Below are 19,389 nucleotides of genomic sequence, written 5' to 3'. Positions count from 1 at the left end.
CGGTGGTCGCGGAACGGGTGTGTTCCTGCATTCCCCATCTACGAGTGCGCAGCGCGCCGATCGGGCACCCCTTGTTCGATGAATTTTTTCTTACAGCGCCTGCGGCGCTCCAGCACGCAACCGCACATGGATTCCGTCCGGTGCCACCTGCGTGACCAGCGTCGGTTGCTGGTCGAGGAATGCGCGCAGCGACGCCACGTCATCCGCGCGCAGGTTGCCGGTCAGGCGCAGCGCACCGGCGTCATCGCTCACGTGCAGGCGCAGCGTGTTGCGCCGGTTGAAACGGTCGGCCACGTCGCGCAGCGCCTCGTCGCGGAACAGCACCCGCCCGGTCCACCATGCCGTCATGCTGGCGGCGTCTTCCTCGCGGATGCGCACGCGCTGGTCACGGTAGTCGACCTGTGCCGCCTGCCCGGCGCCAAGGTCGGCCAGCATGCGGCCGCGGCCACCATCGCCGCGCACGTGCACGCGCCCCTCGCTGACGCCGATGCGGGCCTGTTCGCGCAGCAGCGAGACATCGAACGTGGTGCCGATGTCCGTCACCTGCAGGCCAGCAGCATGTACCGCGAACGGGCGCCGGTCCTTGGCCACGACAAAGCTGGCCTGGCCACGTTCAAGCTCGACGCGCCGCCCCAGCAGGGTCATGCGTACCGATATCTCGCTTTCAGCGTCCAGGCGCACGACGGTGCTGTCGGGCAGCGTGACCTGCCGCGGCATGCCATGTGCGGCCACATAGTGCCCGGTGCGCGGCCAGGCGGCGGTCGCGCCTGCGCCTACAGCCAGCATCAGCGCCGCTGCGGCCGCGATGCGCGGCAAGCCGGGTGCGGGCCGTGCCCGGCGCTGGCTTGATGCCGCGGACGGGCGTGGCGACAACCGCACGACGTTGTGATCATTGCGCGTCGGCGCGGGAGCCTTCAACAGTGCGTCGACGTCATCCGGCATGCCGCGCAGCGCATCGCCCAACGCACCGGCCACCTCGCTGATGGCCATGTACTCGCGCAGGTGTTCGGGGGAGACCAGCAGCCACTGCATGAAGGCGTGCTGCTGCGAAGGGCTGAGGTCGCCTTCGCGCTGCAGCGCGTGCCACTGCGCGGCGGCCAGGGTCAGCGCCGATGGATGTTCAATGGCCACGCTCACGACCTCCCTGCCGGTTCGGCCAGCGCCCGGCGGCACACCGAAAGCCCGCGCACCACATGCTTCTTCACCATATGCGCTGACACGCCCATGCGTTCGGCGATCTGCTTGTAGCTCAAGCCATCGCGGTACTGCATGACCAGCACCGCCCGGGTGTGTTCGGGCAGGGTCTGCAGCAGCGTCTGCAGGCGCTGGCGGCGCTGCTCCCGTTCGGCGGCATCTTCCACGCATTCCCCGCTGGCCAGGCTTTGGCCCGGGCCTTCGATTTCTTCGATGGACAGGGTCGACCAGCGCCGGCGCGCGGCCTGCTCGCGTGCCAGATTCTGCGCGACGGTGAACAGGTACGCTTCCGGGTTGGCGATCGGCTCGCCCTTGCCTTCATGCGCACGCAGCAGGCGCAGATAGGTTTCCTGCACCAGGTCTTCGGCGTCCTGCCGCGCACCGCGTCGCACGAAGAAGCCACGCAATAGTGGCGCGTGCTCTTCGAACATGCGCGCCAGCCGCCGCCTTGCCTGTTCGGCCACCTGCGTCGCCCCTGCCCCCTGAAGTGCGCCGCAAGGTACGGGCGCGGTGTGACGCCTTCATGACGGCGGTGCAGCAGGTCTGGCGCGTCGCAGGACAACGAGAGCCAAGTATCGAGGCGCCGCCATCGGCGCCTCGATAGCCCGTTCCTCACGCGCTGATGCGCATCGCGTTCCTCGTGGCATGCCCTTGATCGTAGCCGGCATGCCCCATCAGCGGCTCGGCCACAACGCCCTGCGCCTCGCTCCAGCCGGTGCCGGCATCACCGGCAAACCCACCGATGGCCTCGATCAGCTGCCGCACTTCCGCATTGGCCGACGCATCTGCCGTACCGGCGGATGCACGCGTGGTTGCGGCCGGAAGTGGCTTGAGCTGGCCGGCGATGGCCGATGCCGAAATGGCGTTGCCTCCGTCCCCCGGCTGCACGAACGCGATGGCGTACTGCCCGCCCTGGAAATGCTTCAGTACCCGCATCTGCTGGCCCGCATCGGCGTCCACCCGCACGAGCAGGTCGTCGCCATCCCGGTAGTAGCTCAGGCGGCTGCGCGCGATGCCGTCGAAGTACAGCCAGTCGGTCCCGCCGCCGGTGTTGTCCACGGTGTCCACGCCACCGCCTGCGCGGTAGAAGTAGGTGTCGTTGCCCGCGCCACCGAACAGCAGGTCGTTACCGTCTTCGCCCACCAGCTGGTCGTCGCCCGCGCCACCGATCAGGATGTCGTTGCCCGAGCCGCTGAAGCTGCCATTGCCACCGGACAGGTAGTCATTGCCATCGCCCCCCTCGAGCTTGTCATCCCCGCCCATGCCGAACAGGGTGTCGTCGCCGCCGAGGCCCTGCATGCGATCACGGCCACTGGTGCCCACCAGCTGCTCGCCGGCCGCCGTGCCGGTGATCTGTGAGGGATAGTCGCCGTCATTGCCGCCCCCCGGGTTGCCGCCACCGGTGCCGGGCACCAGCGCATTGATGGCCGCCGTGTTCAGCGCCGAGCCACCTGCAGGCTGCAGGTAGTCCAGCGCCATGTCACCGCCGAGGAAGTGATTGGTGACGGTGACCTTCTGGTTGCCATTGCCGTTGACGGTGATCACCAGGTTGTCGCCATCACGGGCGAAGGCGAGCTTGGACAGCGAAATGTCGTTCTGGAAGATCAACCAGTCCGTACCGCCCCCCGTGTTGTCGATGACATCGATGCCGCCGCCATAGACGTACTGATCGTCGCCTGCGCCACCGATGAGCACGTTGCTCCCGTCTTCGCCACGCAACGTGTCATTGCCCAGCCCGCCTTCGAGGCGATCGTCGCCCGAGCCGGTGCCGCTTCCATTGCCGCCGGACAGGTAGTCGTTTCCGTCGCCACCACGCAGGGTGTCATTGCCGCCCATGCCAAACAGCGTGTCGGCACCGCCCAGGCCCTCGATCAGATCCTTGCCGGCGCTGCCCGCCAGCTGCTCGCCGGCTGCGGTGCCCTGGATGACCTGGTCGAACTGCCCGCCGGTACTGCCGCCGGCAACGATCTGGTTGATCTGCGCGGTGGTCAGGTAGGAACCACCGTCCGGCTGCACGTAGTCGATCGCGGCGTCGCCGCCGAGGAAGTGGTTGGTGACCCGGACGGCCGGCGTTGCAGCGTTGTCCAGCGTGATCAGCAGATCGTTGCCATCTCGGCTGAACGAGATCCGCTCACGGCCGATGCCGCCGGTGAAGAACACGCCGTCGAAGCCTCCGCCGGTGTTGTCCACCGTGTCGGTGCCGCTGCTGGCGTCGAAGACGTATTTGTCATCGCCGCTGCCACCGATCAGCGTGTCGTTGCCACCGCCACCGACAATCGTGTCGTTGCCACCAAGCCCGTGGATGATGTTCGCTTCCGCATTGCCGGCCAGGTAGTTGTCCAGCGCATTGCCACTGCCATTGATGGCATCCGTACCGGTCAGGAACAGATTCTCGATGTTGTCGGACAGCACGTACGAGGCGCTGGACTGGACCTGGTCCTTGCCGGCACCGGGCGCCTCGACCACCACGTCGGCACTGTCATCGACAATGTAGACATCGTCGCCGGCCCCACCTTCCATGCGGTCGATGCCCTCGCCGCCATCGTGATAGTCGTTGCCGCTGCCGCCGAACAGGGTGTCGCTACCGCTTCCACCAAACAGCGAATCATTGCCATCCAGGCCGTACAGCAGATCATCGCCATCCCAGCCGCCGAGCGTATTGGCACCGGCGTTGCCAGTGATCACATTGTCCAGCCCGTTGCCATTGCCGGTCTGGATGCCGACGGCCAGGATCAGATTCTCGACCTCATCGGCAAGCACGAGGTTTGTCTCGTAGCGACGCTCGACGGTGTCGACGCCCTCCCCGGCATGCTCGACGATCCAGTCGCCGCTGCTGTCGTTGACGTAGTAATCGTCCCCCTCGCCTCCCTGCATCCGGTCGCCACCGGCGCCGCCGTCGAGACGGTTGTTGCCTGAATTGCCGGTCAGCTGATTGTTGCCACCGTTGCCGGTGCCACTGATGTTGCCGCTGCCGGTCAGCACCAGATCTTCCAGGGTATCGCCGAGCATATAATCGATGCTCGATTCCACCGTGTCGTGGCCTTCGCCGGCGAGTTCAACCACGACATCGCCGGCCTGGTCGACCACATAGGTGTCGTCGCCCAGGCCACCCACCATGCGGTCGGCCCCTGCCCCGCCATCCAGGCGGTTGCTGTTGCTGTTGCCGGTCAGTTCGTTGTTGTCGGCGCTGCCAATGGCGGTGATGGCGCCACTCCCTTCCACCAGCACCAACCGCTCGATGTTGCCCGACAGCGTGTAGTCGCTGGTGGCGTGCACGACATCGAACCCGTCGCCCGCAAGTTCGACGATGCTGTCCAGCAGACTGTCCACGTGGTAGATGTCATCACCGGCGCCGCCCTCCATGTGATCGTCCCCGGACTGGCCATCAAGCACGTCGTTGCCGCTGCCACCCAGCAGGCGGTCGTTTCCTTGGCCGCCGAACAACTGATCATCGCCGGCGCCACCCTCGAGCCGGTTGGCGCCCTCGTTGCCGGTGAGGACGTTGGCAAGTTCGTTGCCGGTGCCGTCGATGTCCGCCGCGCCCGTCAGCGTCAGGGTTTCCAGCTGCGCGGACAGTGCGTAGCTGGCACTGCTCAGGACATGGTCACGACCGCCACCGGCAAGCTCGACGATGCGGTCGTTGCTGTTGTCCACCACATAGGTGTCGTCACCCGCACCTCCGCGCGCTTCATCCACCCCCTCGCCGCCGTCGAGCCAGTCGTTGCCAGCGCCGCCCTCCAGCAGGTCGGCACCCTGCCCGCCAAACAGGCGGTCATCGCCGGCCTCGCCGTACAGCGTGTCATCACCGTCATGGCCATGAACCGTGTCGTCACCCTCTCCGGCGTGCACGATGTTCTGGCCGGCGTTGCCGTGGATGACGTCGGCCAGCGGAGTGGCTTCCAGGACCGCCAGATCCAGCGCCGCCGGATCGAGCAGGCGGGTGACGCCGCCCGCCACCAGCGACAGCCCCAGGGCCGCCAGGCCGGTGATCGGGTCGAAATAGCGCTCAAGACGGATCTGGTCGGCACTGCCGTCGAGGAAGGTCAGAACCAGATCGCCATTGTCCCGTCGCAGCACGGCCGAGGCCAGCGCCCGGTCGACAAGCTGCAGGGTGGTTGCCCCCTCGGTATCCAGGATCATGTCCTGGCCGTCACCGCTGGCGAACCGGTACTGGTCATCCCCGCTGCCACCGGCCAGGCGGTCATTGCCCGCATCGCCCTGCAGGATGTCATTGCCGTCCCCGCCCATCAGCTCATCGTCGCCGGCACCGCCGCGCAGCTCATCGTTGCCCTGCTCCCCGGCCAGCCAATCGCGCCCCTCGCCACCGTCCAGCACATCATTGCCGCCACCGCCGTAGAGCGCATCCATGTCGGCCCCACCGGACAGCTGGTCATCGCCTTCGCCGCCATCCAGCGTATCGCTGCCCTGGCCGCCATCGAGCAGGTCGTTGCCCTCGCCGCCCTGCAGCGTGTCATCGCCTTCGCCGCCGAACAGCTGGTCGTTGCCCTGCCCGCCGGACAGGGTGTCATGGCCGCCCTCGCCGGAAAGAACATCGTCGCCTTCATAGCCCTGCAGATGGTCATCGCCAGCGGTGGCCACCTGCACCCGCTGGCGCACGGCGGCCACGGTCCAGATCGTGCCATCGGCAAAGCGGATCTCGTCCACGCGCGAGGGACCATTGCCATCGTTCTGGAAGTAGCGCGACACCGTCAGCCGATCGGTGCTGCCCGCACGCACCAGCAGCAGGTCGTCGCCAACCCGGCTGGCAATGATGTCCGTCGGCGCGATGTCCGCGGCGAACGAAATCGCGTCAAGGCGTCCTGCACTGTCGTCATGATTGTCGATCACATCCTGGCCGAATCCAGCGGCGAACCCGTACACGTCATTGCCCTGGCCACCGCGCAGCTGATCGTTGCCGACGCCACCCCACAGCTGGTCGTCGCCGGCCCCACCATCGAGCGTATCGTTGCCGCTGCCGCCCACCAGCAGATCCTGCCCGTCACCGCCATTGAGGCGGTCGTCGCCTTCGCCACCGTCCAGCTGGTCGTTGCCATCGTCACCGTTCAGCGTGTCCGCACCGCCTCCGCCGGTCAGGGTGTCGTTGCCGCCGCGGCCACTCAACCACTCGTTGCCGTCTCCGCCATGGATGATGTCGTCGCTGTCGTAGCCGTAGAGATCGTCCACCCCCGGTACCGGAATAAGGACCAGCGCCTTGACATCGGCAATGCTCCACTGCACCCCGTTGGAGAAGCGAATGCGATCCAGGCGATAGTCACTCTGGCCGTCTGCGCGGAAGTAGTCCTGGATATCGACACGGTCGCCGGTACTGATGATCTGGATGCACAGATAGTCGCCGCTGCGCCAGACCTTGAGGTCTGAAGGCAGGATGCCCGCGCCGATCTCGAGCGTGTCGACACGGCCATTGGAGGCGTCGTAGTTGTTGATGCGGTCATGACCGCTGCCACGGCCGAACAGATAGCGGTCGCTGCCTTCTCCGCCCTGCAGGTAGTCGTCGCCGGCGCCACCGTCAAGGACGTCGTTGCCCGCACCGCCGTAGAGCGCATCGGTACCCAACCCGCCTTCCAGACGGTCCGTGCCGGCGCCGCCGCTCAGGCTGTCGTTGCCTGCGTCGCCGTACAACAGATCGTCGCCCTCTCCGCCGTCCAGTGTGTCTTCACCCTGGCCCCCGGACAGGAGGTCGGCGCCTGCGCCGCCCGACAGGGTGTCGTTGCCTGCGCCGCCGAACAGGGTGTCGCTGCCCTGGCCACCGTCCAGCAGATCGTCGCCGGCGCCGCCGAGGATGAGGTCATCGCCGGCGCCACCACGCAACTGCTCGCGCACATCGGCGGCCTGGTCGCGGCCGACAAGGATTCCATCATTGCTGCCGAGGCTGCCTGCCACCGAGCCGTCCGTCGCCACGCTGCTCAGCTGCAGGCCTGCGGCGGCCAGTGCCGCACCTAGGTCGGGCTGGGACTCCGCCTGCAGCAGCCAGCTGCGCAGCATGGTCTCGCCCGCGGCCCAGCCGTTGCCCAGCAGGAATCGCCCCTGCGCCCGCAACAGCTCAGCCAGGTCGATGATGGCATCGGCCTGGCTGCTGGCGAAGCGCGTGTTGAGCTTGGCTTCCAGTGCGGCAAAGGCAAAGCTGACCTGGCCCGCCTGCACATCCCAGGTGGGCTGGATCAGGTCGGTATAGCCCTTCAGGCGCGACTTGCTGCTGAGCGTTGCATAGAACGCTTCGAAGATCGCGTCGTAGACCTGCACGTACTGCTGCACGGTCTGCGTTCCCCACCAGACATCGGTAATCGGCGCGTAGCCCATGATCGCTTCAACCACGCGCATCTTCATGGTCTGGACGTCATCCAGCCAGGTCGGCTCCGGCCACACCAGTACTTCGTTGGGACGCAGCCGCACCACGTTGGTGGAGTTGGGATCTTCCACACCGCCGCCACTGTTGATGCGGATGGCCTGCGAAGAGAAGTAGGGGCTGGTGCGTGCCCATTCCAGGATCAGATCGTCCAGCAGGTCACGCTGTACCTGGCGTGTCTCCCCCGCAGAGAAGCTGATCAGCAGGGCCTGCAACGCGGGGGACAGCGCTGCGGCCTGGTGCAGCGAGCGCAGGTTGCCGATGCCGCGGCTGTTGACCAGCCCACGGATGGCCTCGGGCACCGCGACATCCTCGGCATAGTCGGAGCGCAGGCTGTCGTTGTCGAAGTTGAAATCCTGAAGCAGATGCGTCTGCTCGATGCCGTTCGCATCGCGGCGGCCGAATGTTGACGAGCCCAGCAGCGCGCCACCCTCCACGTCGCCACTGGCCCCGCCCATGGTGGTTCCGAGGAACGTGATGCCCAGCTCCTGCAGGGTCAGCAGTTCTCCTGCATCCGTGATGCCGTTGCCATTGGCGTCGCGCCACACCGAAAGCGAGGCGAACGACGCATCATTCAGATCGATCCGGCCGTCGGCGTTGTCATCCAGCGCCGCCAGTGCCTGGAAACCATTGGCGGCCCGCTGGCCATTCGCCAGGCGCGTCTGGTCGCCGAACAGTTCGCGACCCGAATCGATTCGCCCGTTGCCATCCAGGTCACGGACCAGCAGGCCATCGCGCGCATCCACCCAGCCACTGGCGGTGCGGATCCCATCGCCATCATGGTCGAACAGGGTGCCGGCCCAGCCGCGTTCGGCCACCGTGCGCACCTGGCCGTCTCCGTCCAGATCCAGTGCCAGGGGGTCGTAGCGCTCGATCCGGTAGGTGTTGTCGCCGCGGATGCGCCGCGCCAGATCCTCGAACCGATCGATGAAACGGCCCAGGCCATTGTCCATGGCCCAGCCCATTCCCTCGCCGAGCAGGTCAAGGAAGCGGCCGAACCCATGGTCCATGACCCAGCCCATCGCCTCGCTGAGCGGCGCTTCCAGGCCGGCCGCGCGCAGCACGCCGTTGATGTTCGACAGGATGGCAGCGGCAAGATCCTGCACGTAGCCGGTGACCGATCCGTCCTCGCTCTGCACCTGGACGAAATCCTCGCCCAGCCCCAGCGGCGGATCGAACTGGTCACCCAGCGTGCCCGCCCATCGGTCAGCCTCGCCGAGCTGCATATCCTGCACGGCGGTCATCACATCCTTGCCAATGATGTCACCCAGCGATTGCACGTGGCCGCCCAGGACGTCGTTCACCACTGTGTTGGCAAGGAGATCGGAGCCCTGCTGGAACCATGCCTCATTGGCGTTGAGTCCATTGACTGTGCCCTGCCACATGGTGGCACCACGGACCAGGTCGCTTACCAGGCTGCCGTCATTCGCATTGATCTTGCCAGCGGAATCGAACCAGTTGGACATCCTGTTGAGCTCGGCAGCCGTGGCAGCGTCCGAGGTGCGGGCTTGGGATGCAGCAAGATCTCTCAGGTAGCGATAGGCCTCGGCATGCTGGCCTGAGTTGCTGTAGTTCTGCAGCGTTGTGCGCTGGGACGAATCGAGATTGAGAATACCGGACATGTTCTTCCTTGATGCGGCATGGTGAAGGTTGAGGGGAAAACAAGACCACTACGAAGTGCACTGCAAATGCATCAGGGGGTATGCCCGCCAGGCGCGATGCGCGTTCTGCTGCTGGATACCCCCTCGGTGTCCTGCGTCGGCTGCGAGCAGGGTTCCCCCATGTACCAGGCATATGCCCAGGCCGCGAAGCGCAGATGGTCGGCGTGGCTCTCCGCGCCATAGGAGTACTGCAGGTACAATCCATCCATCTGCATTTCTGCACGGTAGATACCCCTGCCCGGCGAGTCGTTCGACCATGCGGTGGCAAGCACCTCGTGTCCGCAGGGGCCCATGAAGCGAAGCATGCTGTGCACCCGGGACCCGCTGTCGCGTTCCAGTCGCTGGAATCCATCGCCTTCATCAGTGACGCGCTCATCGCCTCGAAGTGACATCGAGGCAGGCAGCGTGGCGCCGACGCCGACAAGCAGGCGGACGGTCGTCCATGGCGTCCCTGCCGCTCTGCCGGGCCCTTCCCTTACGCGGCCGTCGTCGCGGTTCAGGTAGACCACCACCGCGTTGCCGCCAGCCGGGTCAACGCCGGGCCGCAGCAGGTAGGGTCGAAGCATCACATGTACGGGGCGCTGGGGTGGCGGGTCCTGGCACGCGGACAGGATTGCCAGCAGCGGAAGCATGAGCAAGCGCAGCATTCGCACGAATGACCTCATTTGTAGAGTGGCATGGACGCCCGTCGCAGGCGCCAAGGTGGATCAACGCTCGCGCAGCGACTCGCCTGCATGCTGGCGCAATGGACTCAACAGGTAATCGATGACCCGCCGATTCCCGGTCTTGATCTCGGCGCTCAGGCTCATGCCGGCAGTCATCCGTACACGCACCCCGTCGATCTGCAGGGTGGCGTTGTCGAGCTTCACCCGCACCGGGAAGACCAGGCCGAGATTCTCGTCCTGCATGGCATCGTGGGAGACGCTTACTACTTTCCCCGTCAGGTAGCCGTAGCGGGTATAGGGGAAGCTTTCCACCTTCACGGTTACCGCCTGGCCGGTGCGCACAAAGCCGATGTCTTTGTTGAGGATGGTGGCTTCGACCTCCAGCGCTTCCTCGCTGGGGACCACGGCCAACAGCGGTTGCGCCGGCGTAACCACGCCGCCCACGGTGTGCACGACCAGCTGCTGTACGGTGCCATCAACCGGGGCCCGCAGGGTCATCTGGTAGTCACGCTGCCCCGTCCGCGACACTTCAGGCGTCATCTGCCCGATCTGCTCCTGCGCCTCGCGCAGGCCATCCAGGGTCTGTTGCCGGAAGTCGGCCACCAGCACCCTCAGTTCTTCCTCGGCGGCGCGCTGGGCCGACCGGATCTCCTGCACGCGATTGCGCTGCGCAGCAAGATCGCGCTCGCCGGCAATACGCTCCTGCTCGCGCAGCAGGTAGTCGTGACGCCCCACGTAGTTGCCCTGCAGCAAGCGCCGATAGTCGTCGGCGCGCAGGCGGGAGATCCGCGCCGATTCCTCCAGGGGTTTCACCGAGTCCTGGGTGGTTTCCAGTTCCGCGCGGCGCTGCGCGATCAGGGCCTGCAGATTGTGGCGCTTGGCCTGCAGTGCCTCGTACTGGCTTCGCGCCAGCGACTGCTCGGCTTGTACCCGGTCTGTGGGCAGGTCCGGATCAACATGGAACACCGGCGCTGCACCATCCTCCAGGGCCTCGGCGAGGGCACGCAGGCGCAGGGCGGACATGCGCGCGTTCAACAATGCATCGCCTGCCTTGGCCACGTCGGCCGACGTAGCGGTGGCATCAAGCTCGATCAGCACCTGCCCCGCTTTCACCGCCTGCCCGTCACGCACCAGGATGCGTCGCACCACGCTGGTTTCCGCCGGCTGCACTACCTTGGTCCGTGAGTCCACGACGGTCTTGCCGGGCGCCACCGCAACGATATCGAGCTTGCCGAGACTGGCCCACAGCACCGCCACGCAGAACAACGCGATGATGATGCGCAATGTCCACCGCGCGGTGGGCGAGGCAGGGGTTTCAATCAGCTCCAGGTGTGCGGGCAGGAAGGACCGCTCGTCGGCCCTGCGTGCCGGCGGGTCCATCTCGTGGCGGGCCTGCCAGGCGCTACGGAACACGGCAAGGTAGCGCGCGGCGAAGACGCCGACTGCATCACGGATGTGCTTCATGCTGCCCCCTGCTGCAGGCGGTGCAGCTGCGCGTAGTGTCCGCCCGGCTGTGCCAGCAGCTCATCGTGCGTTCCGCTCTCGACGATGCGGCCACGGTCGACGACGACGATGCGGTTGGCCCTGCGCACGGTGGAAAGGCGGTGCGCGATGATGATGACGGTGCGCCCCCTGCAGATCTCGCGCATGTTGGACATCACCGCATGCTCCGACTCGTAGTCCAGGGCGCTGGTGGCCTCATCCAGGATCAGGATGCGGGGATCGGTGATCAGCGCACGCGCGATCGCCACGCGCTGCCGCTGGCCACCCGACAGGCCTGCACCGTGCTCGCCCACTTTGGTGTCATAGCCCTCAGGCAGCGCCGAGATGAACTCGTGCGCGCCGGCCAGGGTTGCCGCCTTGATCACCCGCTCCAGCGGCATGCCCGGATCACTCAGTGCGATGTTCTCGCGCACGCTGCGGTTGAACAGGAAGTTCTCCTGCAGTACCACGCCCAGCTGCCTCCGCAGCCAGGCAGGATCGGCCAGGGCCAGATCATGCCCGTCCACCAGTACCCGCCCACGTTCGGGCGTGTACAGGCGCTGCACCAGCTTGGTCAGCGTGCTCTTGCCGGACCCGGAACGCCCGACGATGCCAATCACCTGCCCGGCCGGTACGTGCAGATCGATGCCAGCGAGAATCTCCGGCGTATCCGGGCGATAGCGGAAGCCGACCTGCTCGAAGGTGATGTCACCGCGGATGGGCGGCAATGCCATCCGGCTGCCGGGAAGTTCCGTGCGGGTGTTGAGGATATCGCCGAGGCGCTGGACGGAAATGCCTACCTGCTGGAAGTCCTGCCACAGCTGGGCCAGGCGGATGATCGGCGCGGCGACCTGCCCGGACAGCATGTTGAAGGCGATCAGCTGGCCCAGCGACAGCTCGCCATCAATGACCAGCTTTGCCCCCCAGAACAGGATGGCAACGCTGACCAGCTTCTGCACAAGCTGCACGCTCTGCTGGCCGACGGTCGCGATCTTGGTGACCCCGAAGCCCGCATTGACATATCCGGCCAGCTGGCTGTCCCAGGTGCGCGTCACCCGCGGGTCGACTGCATTCGCCTTGACCGTACCGATGCCACTGATGGTTTCAACGAGGAAGGACTGGTTGTCCGCGCCGCGTGCGAACTTCTCATCCAGCCGCTTGCGCAGAACGGGAGTGATGCCCGCCGAAACGAGCGCGTAGAGCGGTAGCGAGATCACCACGATCAGGGTCAGCCAGCCGCTGTAGTAGAACATCACGGCCAGGAACACGACGGTGAACAGCAGGTCCAGCACCGAGGTCAATGCCTGCCCGGTGAGGAAGTTGCGGATGTTCTCCAGCTCGCGCACGCGTGCAATGGTGTCGCCAACCCGCCGGGATTCGAAGTACGCCAGCGGCAACGCCAGTACATGCCGGAACAGCCGGGCACCCAGCTCGACGTCGATCTTGCTGGTGGTATGGGCGAACACATAAGTACGCAACCCGCTGAGCACCACGTCGAACACGGCAATCGACACCAGGCCGATCGCAATCACATCCAGCGTTGTCAGGCCTCGATGCACCAGCACCTTGTCCATCACCACCTGGTAGAACAACGGCGTGACCAGCGCGAACAACTGGATGAAGAACGAGACGACGAAGACTTCCAGCAGCATCTTCCGGTACTTGATCACCGCCGGAATGAACCAGCTGAAATCAAACCGGGCCAGCTCACCGAGAACCGAGGCCCGCGATGCGACCTGCAGCAGGCGCCCGCGGTAGCGTTGCCGGAGCGCGGCCATGTCAATGCTCTGCGGACGTTTCTCGGCCAGGTCGTGGATCAGTACCTGATCGCCACTGATGCGGGCGATGATGAACGCATCACCGTCGTCGCCGAGCGCCAGCGCAGGCAGGTTGGACAGCGCCAGGCGCGCAGCTGGCGTCGATACCATCCGCGCCTTGAAGCCCAGCTTGCGGGCCGCCAGCACCAGGGTCGTTTCGTCCATCGGGCCATCGCCCAGGCCAGCGTCGTGCGCCAGCTGACTGGCGTCGGCCGCAATGCCATGAAATTGAGCAAGCAGTACCAGACCACGCAACGCCAGATCCTGTCGATCCTGCGCACGCTCTCCCCCCAGCACCGAAGGTGCCGCGTCTCCCTGTGACATAACATTCCCTGCGCAGCTTCCATTGTGCGCAACCCCGCGCCGAGATTGGGGTCAGTTCACAGGCCTGTCAAGTGGGTTCCCGAAGGCCATACGATCAACCCGATCCGTGCTGCGCGACTTCGTGACCCGGCATTAACGTGACGCATCACGACCGACCGATTCAGCCCGCGATCCCCAGCCCCTTGCCCGCCGCGTCCAGCCGCAACGAGGCCAGGTAGCGGCAGTACTTGCCGATGAACAGGCCGGTGAACCCACCCGACAGCAGCAGGTACGCCGCGCTGGCGCCGGCATGGGTGGTCAATGCGGGCGAGACCGCAAAGGCGACTTCGAAGCCGTACTTCACCAGGAACGTGACCAGCAGCAGCGGCAACACGCTGTAGTCCGCATTGCGCCAGAGCTTCCCGGTGGCGCTGTCGAGCGTCAGTTTCACGTGGCCCAGTAGCAGCCATCCCAGCGCCGCGCCCGAGCCGATGCCGGCCAGCCACTCACCCCATGCACTGAGGGATATCCCGTAGCGGTGGCTGATCGACCAGGCGCCCCAGACGGTGAACAGGACTGGCACGACGGCCAGCTTCTGCAGGGAGGTTTCGCCCGGCTTCATGGCGGCGATGCCGCGCGTAATCAGGAAGGCCAGGAGCAGCCAGACCCAGGTCGGCGTCTGCGAGGCAAGGTGCTGGAGCATGTTCATGGGTCGTCCCTCGGCTGAATGGTGGCGGAGCGTCTACGTCTTGACGCTCACTATTCGCTTCCACGCGGGTTGCGGCCAGTGACAGCTGTCAGCCATCGCGGATTACGCTGCGATGTGCACCGACTCAGGCCCCTGCGGCCACATGCCGTTAACGGCCCAACCCTATGCTGGGGTCCATTGGAAACCCACGAGGCGCGACCCATGACCAAGCTGCACACCCTGCTGCTGACCGGCGGCCTGCTCGCCCTGAGCCCGCTGGCCTCGGCCGAGACCGTGAACCTGACCAACAGCGCCGACGGCGCCAACCGCGAGGCCGGCATCACGGCGGTGAAAAAGAAGCTGCAGGATGCGTGTACCGACCGCAAGGGCACGCCCGATGCCGCCTCGTTCGAAGTGGTGTTCGAGAAGACCAGCGAGAACCCCAACGTGCCGAAGCCCTACTATGTGGACGGCCGGATGAAGTGCGACCTGCCGGGCTGACCTGACGGATAGCCTATGAGGGGCTGGAGGCCAGTGCGTGCCGTTGGTAGCGCTCGATCCACGCCAGCGATGCTGCAATGCCGCCAAACGGGAAGAAGTGCGGACTGACCGCGCCATGGGCGTCGGTCAGCCCCTGCACGAGGCGGTCGACAAATACCTCCGGCCCGGCCGTTCCCAGCAACCGGCCGATCGAGATGCCGTACCGCGCCAGCATCGAGGCACTGGCTCCCACGCCACACATCGCGGCGTAGCGCGCCAACCGCGTGATGCTGGCCGGCCCTGGCACGCCGACCAGCACCGGAACGCGGATGCCGCGCGAACGCAGTGCGTCCAGCCAGGCCAGGACGATGTCGGCATCAAAGGCGAACTGGGTGATGATCAGCGGCGCCATGCGCCGTGCCTCGATGGCCTGGCACTTGCGTTCAAGCACCTGCCAGCGTTCGCCACTGCCCATCACCGGATGGCCTTCCGGGTGCCCGCCGATGGCGACCACCTTGATGCCGGAGCCTTCGAGAATGCCGGTGTCGATGATGGCGGCACTGTCGGCGAACGGCCCGGCCGGCGCTGCCAGATCGCCGGCGATCAACAGGCATCGTTCCACCCCGGCCTCACTGGCGGCACGCTGCATGAAACGCTCAAGCGCAGCCCGCGACTCGATGCGGCGCGCCGACAGATGTGGCATCGGCTCGAAACCCAGCTGGCGCACAATGCGTGCCGCTGCCAGCCGCGCGTTGTCGTCTTCGCTGGCCAGGTACGGAATGGAGATGATCGTGCCGGGCGCGATGCGATCTGCTTCGGCGCGCAACGCGGGCAGGGCCTTCGCGCTGACCTCCAGTGAATACCTGCTGATGAAAGCCTCTGCCCGGGCAGGCGCACGTGCGGACATCACCCGCCCCCGCGCACGTTGCTGGCGATGGGCGTGCTGTTGCGGGCCAGTTCGACGAAGGCCTGCAGGTAGTCGATGGCGGTGTCCGCCTCGCGTGCCCCCAGGTAGATCTGCTTGGGTATGCCCTTCGCACCCAGGCGCACCGGCACCACGTCCATGCGCGCGGCGTACTCTTCCACCAGCCAGCGCGGCATGGCGGCCACGCCACGCCCGCTGGCCACCATCTGCATCATGATGTCGGTGGTTTCAATGGTCTTGTGGCGACGCGGCGTGATGCCGGCCGGCAGCAGGAACTGGTTGTAGATGTCCAGCCGCTCGAACGGCACCGGGTAGCTGATCAGCACTTCCTGGCCGAGCTGGCGCGGCTTTACGTGGTCTACCCTGGCCAAGGCGTGGCTGCTGGCCACCACCAGCACCTGCTCGTAGTCGAACACAGGCACGAACTTCAGGCCGGGCTTGAGCAGCGGATCGGGCGTGACCAGCAGGTCGATCTCGTAGCCGAACAGCGCGCCGATGCCGCCGAACTGGAACTTCTGCTTGACGTCCACGTCCACGTCCGGCCACGCGGCCAGGTAGGGCGAGACGATCTTCAGCAGCCACTGGTAGCAGGGATGGCATTCCATGCCGATGCGCAGCGCGCCGCGCTCGCCCTGCGCGAACTGGCCCAATCGCTCCTCGGCCAGGTCCAGCTGCGGCAGCACGCGATTGGCCACCGCCAGCAGGTACTGCCCGGCCTGGGTCAGGCGCAGGCTGCGCCCTTCGCGCAACCAGACATCGGTGCCCAGCTGCTGCTCCAGCTTCTTCATGCTGTGGCTGAGCGCCGACTGGGTCAGGTTGAGGACGCCGGCAGCGGCGGTCAACGAGCCCTGCTGCTCGACCTGCTGCACGATGCTGAGATGGATCCGCTCCAGCATGATGATGAATCCCGCTCATGGATTGGTGAAGTAATACCATTTTACGTCATGGAAGGGCATGGCTAGCATCGGCCCATGCCTTCGGTTGCCTGTACGCCCGGCCACCCCGCCGGCCTGCAGGACTGCGTCCGCGCAGACCGCCCGAAGCAGCCCCTCCCCAGCTGAAAGCAGACCGATGACCCGCCCCCTCCGTATCGTCGCCGTTTCCGGCGGACTGCAGCGCCCCTCGCGGGCTGCAACCCTGGCCGAGCACCTGATGGACCTGATCGGCGAAGACGTTGCCTGTGAACCGCACCTGATCGAGCTGGGCGAGCTGGCGCCGCAGCTGGCCGGTGCGCTGTGGCGCTCGCAGCTGTCCGAGGCGGTGGAGCGGCAGCTGGCCGCCGTCGAGCAGGCCGACGTACTGGTGGTGGCCACGCCGGTCTATCGCGGCTCCTACACCGGCCTGTTCAAGCACTTTTTCGACTTCATCCACCAGGACTCGCTGGTCGATACCCCCATCTTGCTGGCCGCCACCGGCGGCAGCGAACGCCATGCGCTGGTGATCGACCACCAGCTGCGGCCGCTCTTCAGCTTCTTCCAGGCCCGCACGCTGCCGCTGGGCGTCTATGCCACCGACCGCGATTTCGCCGATGGCCGCGTGCACAACGAGGCGCTGATGCAGCGGGCGCGGCTGGCGGTACAGCGGGCGCTGCCGCTGCTTGCCTTGTCCCATCGCGCCGCGCCGGCCACCGCCGAGATCGCAGCAGCCCTTTGAATGCCGAATGCCGCAGGCCTGCATTCGGATGTCACCCCGCAACCCGGAACGCCACCCATGACGACCGACCGCTTTACCTTCAGCATCACGCGCATCCCCTTCAACGAGGACTACCAGCCCGCTGACGGCACGCGCATCACCACCAATTTCGCCAACCTGGCCCGTGGCGCCTCGCGGCAGGAGAACCTGCGCAACACGATCAGCATGATCAACAACCGCTTCAACGACCTGGCCCACTGGGACAACCCCAATGCCGACCGCTACGCGGTCGAGCTGGACATCATCTCGGTGGAGATGCACATCGACGGCAGCGATGGCAGTGATCCATTCCCACTGATCGAAGTGCTGCGGCCGACCATCGTGGACACGCAGACCGGCACGCGCACCGAAGGCATCGTCGGCAACAACTTCTCGTCCTACGTGCGCGATTACGACTTCAGCGTGGTGCTGCCGGCCAGCAACGAGGGCAAGGCCACCTTCGGCATTCCCGACGGCTTCGGCGACCTGCACGGCAAGCTGTTCAGGCACTTCCTGGCGTCGGACGCCTACCGCGCCAACTTCAGCAAGGCGCCGGTGATCTGCATCAGCGTGTCCAGCAGCAAGACCTATCACCGCACCGAGAACCACCACCCGATCCTGGGCGTGGAGTACCGCCAGGGCGAGTTCTCCCCCACCGACCAGTACTTCGACAAGATGGGCCTGCAGGTGCGCTACTTCATGCCGCCGGGCAGCGTCGCGCCGCTGGCGTTCTACTTCCGCGGCGACCTGCTGGGCGACTACTCGAACCTGGAACTGATCGGCACCATCAGCACCATGGAAGCGTTCCAGAAGATCTACCGCCCGGAGATCTACAACGCCAATTCCGTGGCCGGCAAGGTCTACCAGCCCAGCCTGAAGCACCAGGACTATTCCTCCACCCGCATCGTCTACGACCGCGAAGAGCGCAGCCAGCTGGCGGTCAAGCAGGGCCGGTTCACCGAAGAGCACTTCATCAAGCCGTACCGCGCCGTGCTTGAGCAGTGGGCTGCCCGCTGATCCATCGATTTCCATTCGCCCCCAGGACACAACACGTAATGTCGACGAAGAAACTGCTCCCCACCTCCACCGCCGGCAGCCTGCCCAAGCCCTCCTGGCTGGCAGAGCCCGAGAAGCTCTGGTCGCCCTGGAAGCTGCAGGACGACGCGCTGACCGAAGGCAAGCAGGACGCGCTGCGCCTGTCCCTGCAGGAACAGCAGCATGCCGGCATCGATATCGTCAGCGACGGTGAGCAGACCCGGCAGCACTTCGTGACGACGTTCATTGAGCACCTCAGCGGCGTCGATTTCGAGAAGCGCGAGACCGTGCGCATCCGCAACCGCTACGATGCCAGCGTGCCCACCGTGGTCGGCGCGGTCAGCCGCCCGAAGCCGGTGTTCGTCGAGGATGCGAAGTTCCTGCGGCGGCAGACCTCGCAGCCGATCAAGTGGGCCCTGCCCGGCCCGATGACCATGATCGACACGCTGTACGACGCGCACTACAAGAGCCGCGAGAAGCTGGCCTGGGAGTTCGCGAAGCTCCTCAACGAGGAAGCCAGGGAGCTGGAGGCCGCCGGCGTGGACATCATCCAGTTCGACGAGCCGGCCTTCAATGTGTTCTTCGACGAAGTGAACGACTGGGGCGTGGCCGCGCTGGAACGGGCGGTTGAAGGACTGAAGTGCGAAACCGCCGTGCACATCTGCTACGGCTATGGCATCAAGGCCAACACCGACTGGAAGCAGACGCTGGGCTCGGAGTGGCGCCAGTACGAGGAATCGTTCCCGAAGCTGCAGACGTCCAGCCTGGACATCATCTCGCTGGAATGCCACAACTCGCACGTGCCGATCGACCTGATCGAACTGGTGCGCGGCAAGAAGGTGATGGTCGGCGCCATCGATGTGGCCTCCAGCACGGTGGAAACCGCCGAGGAAGTGGCCAGCACCCTGCGCAGGGCACTGCAGTTCGTCGATGCCGACAAGCTGTACCCGAGCACCAACTGTGGCATGGCACCGCTGGCCCGCGATGTCGCCCGGGGCAAGCTGCGCGCGCTCAGCGAAGGCGCGAGGATCGTGCGCGAGGAACTCTCGGCCTGACCCCGGCCCGGGCGTCGTTGCCCGCTGCAGCACAGTTCGCAGGGTATGA

13 protein-coding genes are annotated in these 19,389 nt (G+C 66.0%); 4 read left to right on the top strand and 9 right to left on the bottom strand.

The features are described from left to right. Positions 1-90: 90 nt before the first annotated feature. The 7 genes from AC5P7U_RS03520 to AC5P7U_RS03490 form a co-directional block, all read right to left on the bottom strand. Positions 91-1,137 carry a FecR family protein gene (locus tag AC5P7U_RS03520; protein ID WP_414554664.1) on the bottom strand — a complete coding sequence of 349 codons (1,047 nt, stop codon included), beginning with the start codon at positions 1,135-1,137 and terminating at the stop codon, positions 91-93. Then, complete coding sequence (locus tag AC5P7U_RS03515; RefSeq protein ID WP_080357342.1) at positions 1,134-1,625, bottom strand: RNA polymerase sigma factor; 492 nt, start codon at positions 1,623-1,625, stop codon at positions 1,134-1,136. Before AC5P7U_RS03515 ends, AC5P7U_RS03520 begins: the two co-directional genes overlap by 4 nt. Positions 1,626-1,806: 181 nt before the next feature. Further along, complete coding sequence (locus tag AC5P7U_RS03510; protein ID WP_197562866.1) at positions 1,807-9,180, bottom strand: calcium-binding protein; 7,374 nt, start codon at positions 9,178-9,180, stop codon at positions 1,807-1,809. Between the two features lie 71 nt (positions 9,181-9,251). After that, positions 9,252-9,851, bottom strand: coding sequence for a hypothetical protein (locus AC5P7U_RS03505; RefSeq protein WP_197562868.1), 600 nt, complete (start codon positions 9,849-9,851; stop codon positions 9,252-9,254). Positions 9,852-9,926: 75 nt separating this feature from the next. Next, on the bottom strand, positions 9,927-11,348 hold the full coding sequence (locus AC5P7U_RS03500; RefSeq protein ID WP_197562870.1) for an HlyD family type I secretion periplasmic adaptor subunit: 1,422 nt from the start codon (positions 11,346-11,348) through the stop codon (positions 9,927-9,929). Next, positions 11,345-13,507 (bottom strand): type I secretion system permease/ATPase, encoded by a 2,163-nt coding sequence (locus AC5P7U_RS03495; RefSeq protein WP_006446214.1) that lies wholly within the window; start codon positions 13,505-13,507, stop codon positions 11,345-11,347. The genes AC5P7U_RS03500 and AC5P7U_RS03495 overlap by 4 nt, the downstream gene beginning before the upstream one ends. 160 nt (positions 13,508-13,667) lie before the next feature. After that, a complete protein-coding gene (locus AC5P7U_RS03490; RefSeq protein ID WP_006446216.1) occupies positions 13,668-14,195 on the bottom strand; it encodes a DUF6622 family protein in 528 nt (175 codons plus the stop codon). Between the two features lie 201 nt (positions 14,196-14,396). On the opposite strand from AC5P7U_RS03490, the gene AC5P7U_RS03485 reads away from it, so the two are divergent. Then, complete coding sequence (locus tag AC5P7U_RS03485; RefSeq protein WP_197562872.1) at positions 14,397-14,675, top strand: hypothetical protein; 279 nt, start codon at positions 14,397-14,399, stop codon at positions 14,673-14,675. 13 nt (positions 14,676-14,688) lie between these two features. Here the strand turns inward: AC5P7U_RS03485 and AC5P7U_RS03480 are convergent, their stop codons facing one another. Further along, complete coding sequence (locus tag AC5P7U_RS03480; RefSeq protein WP_197562874.1) at positions 14,689-15,561, bottom strand: methylenetetrahydrofolate reductase; 873 nt, start codon at positions 15,559-15,561, stop codon at positions 14,689-14,691. Further along, a complete protein-coding gene (locus AC5P7U_RS03475; RefSeq protein ID WP_006446222.1) occupies positions 15,561-16,475 on the bottom strand; it encodes a LysR family transcriptional regulator in 915 nt (304 codons plus the stop codon). The genes AC5P7U_RS03480 and AC5P7U_RS03475 overlap by 1 nt, the downstream gene beginning before the upstream one ends. A 175-nt stretch (positions 16,476-16,650) precedes the next feature. Between AC5P7U_RS03475 and msuE the strand changes: the two genes are divergently transcribed. From msuE to AC5P7U_RS03460, 3 genes are read left to right on the top strand one after another with little or no spacing between them, the layout of a single operon-like run. Beyond that, a complete protein-coding gene (msuE, locus tag AC5P7U_RS03470; RefSeq protein ID WP_197562876.1) occupies positions 16,651-17,232 on the top strand; it encodes an FMN reductase in 582 nt (193 codons plus the stop codon). 57 nt (positions 17,233-17,289) lie between these two features. After that, on the top strand, positions 17,290-18,267 hold the full coding sequence (locus AC5P7U_RS03465) for a DUF1852 domain-containing protein (RefSeq protein ID WP_197562878.1): 978 nt from the start codon (positions 17,290-17,292) through the stop codon (positions 18,265-18,267). A gap of 38 nt (positions 18,268-18,305) precedes the next feature. Next, positions 18,306-19,340, top strand: a complete 1,035-nt coding sequence (locus AC5P7U_RS03460; RefSeq protein WP_006446276.1) for a methionine synthase — start codon at positions 18,306-18,308, stop codon at positions 19,338-19,340. The last annotated feature ends 49 nt before the right edge of the window (positions 19,341-19,389 follow it).

Source organism: Stenotrophomonas sp. YJH_SMC_57 (assembly GCF_059369755.1).
Note: the sequence above shows the minus strand (reverse complement) of the source record. Positions and strands in the feature narration are given on the sequence as shown.

What these genes read in the sequence shown, in the direction of transcription:
- AC5P7U_RS03515 (WP_080357342.1), bottom strand. Translation starts at nt 1,625, where the DNA reads ATGTTCGAAGAGCACGCGCCACTATTGCGTGGCTTCTTCGTGCGACGC.
- AC5P7U_RS03490 (WP_006446216.1), bottom strand. Translation starts at nt 14,195, where the DNA reads ATGAACATGCTCCAGCACCTTGCCTCGCAGACGCCGACCTGGGTCTGG.
- AC5P7U_RS03485 (WP_197562872.1), top strand. Translation starts at nt 14,397, where the DNA reads ATGACCAAGCTGCACACCCTGCTGCTGACCGGCGGCCTGCTCGCCCTG.
- AC5P7U_RS03495 (WP_006446214.1), bottom strand. Translation starts at nt 13,507, where the DNA reads ATGTCACAGGGAGACGCGGCACCTTCGGTGCTGGGGGGAGAGCGTGCG.
- AC5P7U_RS03505 (WP_197562868.1), bottom strand. Translation starts at nt 9,851, where the DNA reads ATGCTTCCGCTGCTGGCAATCCTGTCCGCGTGCCAGGACCCGCCACCC.
- msuE (WP_197562876.1), top strand. Translation starts at nt 16,651, where the DNA reads ATGACCCGCCCCCTCCGTATCGTCGCCGTTTCCGGCGGACTGCAGCGC.
- AC5P7U_RS03465 (WP_197562878.1), top strand. Translation starts at nt 17,290, where the DNA reads ATGACGACCGACCGCTTTACCTTCAGCATCACGCGCATCCCCTTCAAC.
- AC5P7U_RS03500 (WP_197562870.1), bottom strand. Translation starts at nt 11,348, where the DNA reads ATGAAGCACATCCGTGATGCAGTCGGCGTCTTCGCCGCGCGCTACCTT.
- AC5P7U_RS03460 (WP_006446276.1), top strand. Translation starts at nt 18,306, where the DNA reads ATGTCGACGAAGAAACTGCTCCCCACCTCCACCGCCGGCAGCCTGCCC.
- AC5P7U_RS03510 (WP_197562866.1), bottom strand. Translation starts at nt 9,180, where the DNA reads ATGTCCGGTATTCTCAATCTCGATTCGTCCCAGCGCACAACGCTGCAG.
- AC5P7U_RS03480 (WP_197562874.1), bottom strand. Translation starts at nt 15,561, where the DNA reads ATGTCCGCACGTGCGCCTGCCCGGGCAGAGGCTTTCATCAGCAGGTAT.
- AC5P7U_RS03475 (WP_006446222.1), bottom strand. Translation starts at nt 16,475, where the DNA reads ATGCTGGAGCGGATCCATCTCAGCATCGTGCAGCAGGTCGAGCAGCAG.